This window comes from uncultured Pigmentiphaga sp. (assembly GCF_937950555.1).
In the GTDB taxonomy this organism is placed as follows: Bacteria; Pseudomonadota; Gammaproteobacteria; order Burkholderiales; family Burkholderiaceae_B; genus Pigmentiphaga.
This window is the reverse complement of the sequence record NZ_CALFCW010000066.1, coordinates 92,915-99,293: the sequence shown is the minus strand read 5'-3', so window position 1 is coordinate 99,293 and position 6,379 is coordinate 92,915. Positions and strand designations below refer to the sequence as shown.

General features: G+C 66.4%; 8 protein-coding genes. 1 reads left to right on the top strand and 7 read right to left on the bottom strand.

The genetic code is table 11. From position 1 onward, the window contains the following. Positions 1 to 68: 68 nt before the first annotated feature. Genes Q0319_RS15775 through Q0319_RS15750 form a run of 6 tightly spaced genes read right to left on the bottom strand, consistent with a single transcriptional unit; the run spans position 69 to position 5,162 of the window. Complete coding sequence (locus Q0319_RS15775; RefSeq protein WP_299454202.1) at positions 69 to 518, bottom strand: hypothetical protein; 450 nt, start codon at positions 516 to 518, stop codon at positions 69 to 71. After that, positions 508 to 1,893, bottom strand: coding sequence for a type 4b pilus protein PilO2 (gene pilO2, locus Q0319_RS15770; RefSeq protein WP_299454200.1), 1,386 nt, complete (start codon positions 1,891 to 1,893; stop codon positions 508 to 510). Before pilO2 ends, Q0319_RS15775 begins: the two co-directional genes overlap by 11 nt. Next, entirely contained in the window at positions 1,871 to 3,649 is a 1,779-nt protein-coding gene (locus Q0319_RS15765) for a PilN family type IVB pilus formation outer membrane protein (protein WP_299454198.1), read from the bottom strand. The genes pilO2 and Q0319_RS15765 overlap by 23 nt, the downstream gene beginning before the upstream one ends. Continuing rightward, on the bottom strand, positions 3,646 to 4,515 hold the full coding sequence (locus Q0319_RS15760) for a TcpQ domain-containing protein (protein ID WP_299454195.1): 870 nt from the start codon (positions 4,513 to 4,515) through the stop codon (positions 3,646 to 3,648). Before Q0319_RS15760 ends, Q0319_RS15765 begins: the two co-directional genes overlap by 4 nt. A 37-nt stretch (positions 4,516 to 4,552) precedes the next feature. After that, a complete protein-coding gene (locus tag Q0319_RS15755; protein WP_299454193.1) occupies positions 4,553 to 4,897 on the bottom strand; it encodes a hypothetical protein in 345 nt (114 codons plus the stop codon). Next, positions 4,881 to 5,162 carry a hypothetical protein gene (locus tag Q0319_RS15750; RefSeq protein ID WP_299454190.1) on the bottom strand — a complete coding sequence of 94 codons (282 nt, stop codon included), beginning with the start codon at positions 5,160 to 5,162 and terminating at the stop codon, positions 4,881 to 4,883. Before Q0319_RS15750 ends, Q0319_RS15755 begins: the two co-directional genes overlap by 17 nt. Before the next feature lie 466 nt (positions 5,163 to 5,628). Here Q0319_RS15750 and Q0319_RS15745 point away from each other — a divergent pair, with 466 nt between their 5' ends. Then, positions 5,629 to 6,171, top strand: a complete 543-nt coding sequence (locus tag Q0319_RS15745; RefSeq protein ID WP_296465951.1) for a lipocalin family protein — start codon at positions 5,629 to 5,631, stop codon at positions 6,169 to 6,171. Here the strand turns inward: Q0319_RS15745 and Q0319_RS15740 are convergent. Continuing rightward, the gene (locus Q0319_RS15740) at positions 6,168 to 6,353 is read right to left on the bottom strand and encodes a hypothetical protein (RefSeq protein WP_296465954.1); all 186 of its coding nucleotides are present in this window, start codon (positions 6,351 to 6,353) and stop codon (positions 6,168 to 6,170) included. The genes Q0319_RS15745 and Q0319_RS15740 overlap by 4 nt on opposite strands. Positions 6,354 to 6,379: the final 26 nt, after the last annotated feature.

The following is a 6,379-nucleotide window of genomic DNA, read 5'->3' as shown; positions in this document are numbered from 1 at the left end:
GGCTATCGGCTCGGCGGAGGGCTCTTCTGCGGGCGGCAGTTCAGCGAGATTGGTTCGGTCGAGCAACATCACCGCACCTCCGTTGCTTGGCCAGGGCCGGCTCCGGCGAGTTCGGCCAGCTGCCCGTTGTAGGAGAGGGCCAGCGTGCCTTCGTCCAGGGCGTCGACCCGATAGCCTCCCGGCAGAATGTCGCCGACGTCGGCCATCGCCGCGCGTCCGCCCGGATACAGGAAGGTGCCAACCCAGCCGGCCGTGGTGGCGCGGCGCGCAACGAGCCGTGGCGGCTCGGGCCGCACGTCCGCGCCCGACTCGCCGGCGGCAAGCTTCTCCAGTAGTGCCTGCTGCTCGGCGCGCGCCACCAACGCCTTGAGCCGAATCTCATCCTGCATGATCCGGTCGATGTCGCCGAGCGTGAGCGGCGCCTCCGGCGTACTGCCGGCCGGGGATTCCTGGGCGTGTACAGGCGCGCTCAGACTGAGGAAGGCCAGCGCCAGGCCGGCCACTTTGCTACTGACCATAGAGATCTCCAGAAACGCTCCATTGCAACCGGCCGTCGGCGTCGAATGCCGCTTCAATGGACGTAATACGGACGCCTTGCGCCGGCAGGCCAGCAAGGAACGCCGCCGGCGAACGTTCGGTTCGCTTGACGCTCCAGTTGGTTGTCATCCAATCCGGTGTCGGTGGAGGCAACGGCGAGTCCGGCGGGTGCTGGTAGCCGGGCGCCAGGCTTGAAGCCTTGGCGGCCAGCTCCAGCGGTACGACTTGGCGTTGCAGATGCGTTGCCAAGCGAGCGATGCGCTCATCGTGCGGTGCGAGCGGGTCATCACCGCCAGGTGGCATCGTGACCGCCAGGCTGATGGTCGCCGCGTTGGCGTCCACACTCACGTCGACGGCATTGGCCGCTTCTGGCAGCCATTGCTGCACGCGTTCGCGAAATCCGGCCACCGTGCGTCCAATCGTGCGGGAATACTTGGCCTTGACCGCCGTCTGTGTGCATTGCGCCTGCGCGATCGCCCAGCCATCGATGGTCACGGGCAGTCGCCACAGAGCCTGCATGCAGGTTCGGGCGAACACGACTGCACCGGGCTGTGCGGTCCAGGGGCGCAGCAGCGAAAGCTGCTGCGCATCCATGCCGCTTTCTCGGCGCAGTCGCTCCAGCTCGGCCTGGCGGCGCGCCTCCGCGGCCCGCTGTTGCGCCTCCTGGTACTCGTAGTACGCTGAGAGTCCCCAGCCGGCAGCCACAACGGCGCCAGCGACCGCCAGCAGCGATAGCGCTTCCTTGGGCGTGAGATACTGCAGCGCGCGCAGCTGGTGCTGCCGATGTGCGCCCTTGGCCAGCTGCTCCAGCGACACGTCTTCAGCGTCCGGCAGAACGGCCTGCGGCGCGTACAGACGCATCTGGCCGTCTTCGACTGATCCAGAATGCTCGCGCCAGAGTGCCGCTATGGTTGCTCGTGCCTCCGTAGCGTCGACCACCTTGTCGGATTCCGGGACGATGACGCCGCGAATCGCAGCAACGGTCGCGTAGCGCCCTTCGCCCAGCTCGAAGGCGGCGACAACGTTCGGCCCGAGACTTTCGGCCGCCACCGCAGCGAGCGAATACATCCCCCGGCGAGCGCGAGTGGCCTTCATCGCGAACCCTGCTGCCGTCTGCGCCGTACCTTCATTGAGCGACACAAACCGCACGGGATCCCCCGTCGTGCGCTGTGTGTCCTTGGCCAGGGTTCGCGCTTCGGAGAGGGGCGAAGCGCGGCCCTCCAGCACTTGCCAGAATAGGCCTGCTACGAAGACCCGGCGGCCAACAACGATGCGGGCACCGCCGGCGGGCGTCGAGTACACGCGGACTCGTCGCTTGCGGCGAAGCCGCGGCTTAAGTCGCGAAAGGGTCTTCATGGGCGCCACCCGCACGTGTGGTTGGGTTCGAGCCGTCGTCAGGCATTACCTGCGCGCTGATGATGATCACGACAATGCGACGCGTCTGTTCGCGTGTCCCGCCGCCGGTCACAGCCCACGCCGACAGGCCACCCACGCCTTCCTTGGTCGCGCTGTCGTAGACCTCCTGATAATCGCTCAGGACCATCGTCTGGCCACTGCGAAGGGTTACCCGCTGCGAGAACACTTGGCTATCGCTGCGTGCCTCCTTGATCGCACGGTCTTCCAGCCCTTCGACCGGGGTGATGACGGGTGTTGGGCTCATCGAGGACGTGAACTGCAACGTCACTTCGTCGCCTTCGATGGACGGGATCATGTCCATCGCCAGGCCTGAGACGGCGCTGCACATCTGGATGGATTCCGACGTGCCGACGTCGATGGTGTTGATGGCCTGTTGGCCGCAGACGTACTGCTGCTCGCTGGTCAAACTGATCGGCGTCGGCTGCCGGTTGTCCGTGATCACGCCACGTTGTCGTGTGATCTGCACGCTGCCCTGCCGCCGGAGCGCGCTGAGGATGGCTTGCGTGCCGGCAAATTGCGCGGCGCTGCCGGTTGCTGTCTCCAGAATGCCGAACCCGGCCGACAGACCGCCATCGAGCGGCGTGAATCCGTTAGCCAGCTGCATGCCGAAGTTGCCGGTGACGGAGCGCCAGACAGCATTCCAGTTGAACCCGAGGCTGTCGGCGTCGGTGAACGTGACCGTCGCCACCGTCACGTAGAGTGAGGCGCGGCGGCGCATCGCGGCGTTGACCTCGTCGACGTACGCTGCAATTCGGTCCAGGGCGTCCGGGGTGTCCGTCACCGTCAACTTGCCCGACGTTGAGGACAGCGCGTAGCGGCCGATCGAGGGCGTCATGAGACTTTCGATGGAGGCGCGAAACTCCGAATCGAATTCGGCCCGCCAGCTCACGCTTGTGGCCTGGTTGGTTTCTCCCGTCCTGCTGGAGGCTGCTTCCCCGCCCATGCCGCCGAATCCACCCATACCGCCCGTGTTGCGCAGATTGCTGCCTCGGGCGACCGCTGAAGAGAACGTCATGTCCGACGGCAGTCCGACATTGAAGGTACGCGTGTCCAGGTAGCTGAAGACGATGGCGCCGCTGCGATAGTTCCAGGTCAGGCCGAGCTGACTGCATACAACATCCAGCAGCCCGGAGAGCGGCTGGCCGATCCAGCGCAACGGCTGGATCTTGCTAAGTGTGCCGACCGGGCGAAGCTGCGCGGCCGGCATACCTGGAACCGCCGCCGCTTCCGCCAACGCGGGAACTGCCGGCTCGGCCGCTGCAGGCGTGAGGCTGGGCCTAGGCGTCTGGCCGGGCCCGCTGACATAGGCGCCTGCGAGCGCACCGAGTGCGTCAGGCGTGATGCGCACCGGCAGCTGGCAGTCGGCGCTGATGATCTGTGCCAGCTCCTGCAGCGACATCGGGGCGTCGATTACGAGCCGGAGTCGGCAATCACGGTCACCGGGGAGCTTGGGCCGGGTTGCGACTTGCTTGATCGGGTTCTGGGACACCCATGGTTGCGACAGCCGGCGGATGGCGCCGCTGGCAAAGCTGTTGCGCTGTGCCTGGGCCTGCGCGGCCAGGTCGTCTGCAGCCTGTGCAGCTAGCTCCGGCGCCTCGTCGATGCGCTTGTAGCTTGCGCATCCGGCGAGCGCAACGAGCGTCAGGCCGATGATGATGGCGCGCGGCCGGGGCAGCAATATCTTGGCTATCGTCATTTCGCCTCTCTCACGAGGAGCACTTGATTGGTGTAGGCGGCCGGCGCAAAGCGGCGGCTGGCATTGCGGTACAGTCCGAAGGCCTGTTCCGCCGCGTCGACGAACGTCGGGGCGGTCAGCTCCAGCGGCGCCTCGATCGGGTAGTCCAGGTCGGTTTCCCACCGAACCGTCCAGCCCTCGCGCTGGGCCCAGCCGTCTATCACTTCGGACAGCCGCTGGCCCGGCTCGGCGTGCCAGGACGGGAGGAGCGGTTCGGGTGCAGCAATTTCAACGGGCGCGACCTCCTCCCCCGGCGCGGGCGTGTCGATCGCGCCCGCCGACTGGTCCAGCTCTGGCGCATCAGTCGGCGGCTCGTGGTCGGCACGGATTTCTGCGGCATCGTCGGCCTGGCCGGCGTCCGGTCCTGTGGCGACCTCCACCGTCGGGATCGCCTCCAGGGGCGCGACGGTCAATGGTGCGACGGCCGTTGGTTTGGTGCCTGGGTGCGTCGCGTCTGCCTCGGGCAGACCAGCCGACGTGGAAAGGGGCGTGGCGGGGGCCGGGGGAAGGTCAGACGCGGGCGCGGCTTGGCCGGCGTCGCTTCCGTCCACCAACGCGGCCGGCTGCGCTGCTATCTCCGTGGTTGAGGGCGACTGGTGTTGCCAGGCCTCCAGTTTCTCGGTCAGCGAATCGATGCGCTGCGCCAAGGCGGTGAGATCGATCGACGGCGTGCCTTCGCCTGCCGTGCCTGCCCGCGCCAGGAGCGGCGGGCCGTGATTGATCGGAATGCGTGCGGAGTCAGGCGGGGTCGGGGGCTTCGGGGGTACGAATCCGCAGGCCGAAAGCAGGCAGGCCGCCAGGCCGGCGGCCGAGAACTTCGATGTCATGGAGTCTCCGGGAGAACGTGGCTGCCGCCCAGATTGCTTAGTCCGGCGGGCGGCCTGGGGAATCAGGTGTCCACGGGACGACGCCCATCGCGGCGAGGTCGGAGTGGACGGTCCGTAAGTCGGCCGGAGCCGCACGGCGCCGCGCCAGCAGAAGGAGTTCTAGCAGCACGGCCTGCGATTGCGGGGGCTCGGCCGCGTCTGCTTCGTCGAGCAGGGCCAGTCGCAGCTGCGCAATCCGCTCATCAACGTGGTCGTCAACATCCAGCCGCAGCCGCAGATACTCGGACAGGGCCAGGCCGTGCTGCGCCGCCTTGAGCCGGTATTCCTCGTGTTTGTCCGCGGGCAGGCGGATGCTGACTAGGCGTTCAAGCAGCGGGCGCATCGTCGCCGTCCTTGGCAAGTCCCGGCACCTGCTGCGCCAGGATCTGGGCAAATCCTTGGACGAAGGCCCGATGCCTGTGGCGGCGCTCCGCCGGCGTATCGGCGCGGCCCGCCGCGTGGCCAGCAAACCGCCTTTCGAGATATGTCGCCAGCTGAGCTACCAGGTCGGCAGGCAGGTCGCGGGCAGCCTGCCGGCCAGCACGCGATGCAGAAGGAAACACGGTGGCACCGGCCACGCCGACGCCGGTCGCAAATGGGGCATTCATGCGGTTCCTCTTCGATGCCGGCTCGCTTGCCGTACAGGCCACGAGCGGGGAGACTGGCGATATGGCGGGCGCCTGGCTGGTGCCGAAGGGCCGGTTATTTGGCATGGGCCAGCTTGACCAAATCTTGACCTAAACCGCCGAAAACGGCTGCCTTTTGCTGCAAATCCCTGGATGAATGCCCAGTGTTTGGATCAATGGCTATCGACGCAAGTCGTTGATAATCCGGGCGATTTCAATCTCAGTAGTTTGCAGTTGGCCAGACTTTTAATCCGTTGGTCGCGCGTTCGAGTCGCGCACGACCCACCAGAATTCTGATTCCAATCAGGCACTTACAGCCACCAGCGATGGTGGCTTTTGTGTTTCTGGCGGCGCACCAGGCGGTGCCGGTGGCCTCCGCTCGTTTCAAAAGCGAACACCTGCAAGCCCCACTCCCCGTTACGCTGGGCCATCGAATGGGGAGTCTGCGATGAAGCTTTTGCCTCTGCTTGGCGCCGCGTCCATGACCGCGCTGGCGGCCTGTGCCTCGAATCGACCCGGCCTGCCTACGCAAGACGGGGTCGATCTCAACCGGTATGCCGGGACCTGGTACGAACAAGCGCGCCTGCCAAACCGCTTTCAGGACGATTGCGTGGGCGACGTACAGGCCGATTACACGATCGGCCCGGATGGTGCGCTGGGCGTGACGAATCAGTGCCGGACAGCAGAAGGAAAAACGAAGGTCGCCCGCGCAGCGGGCCGGCTCGCCCGTCGCGTTGACCCGCCCGACCCTGCGAAGCTGGAAGTGCGCTTCGCCCCGGCGTGGACCTCCTGGCTACCCCTGGTCTGGGGCGACTATTGGATTATCCGGATCGACGAGGGCTACCGCCATGCGCTGGTGGGAACGCCTGATCGCAAGTATTTGTGGGTACTTTCCCGCGAGAAGCGGGCCGATCCGGCGACGATCGAGCAATTGCTCGACCACGCCCGATCGCTCGGCTTTGACACCCGCCAGGTCGTGCGCGCGCCCTAGGCGACCCGCGTATAGCGGTTCCCGTCGGAATCGGTCAGGTTGCCGTCCGCCGCAAGAAAAATAAGCGGGCCGCCGTCCACCTTGTACAAGGTGCAACTGATGTCGGCCTCGCCCCAGCGCAGGTGCGCGACGAGCAAGTTGCCCGCCTGGTCGTGGACTCGTATCGTGTGCGTCGTCTCCACGCGTTCCTCCATGATGGTTGTATGCC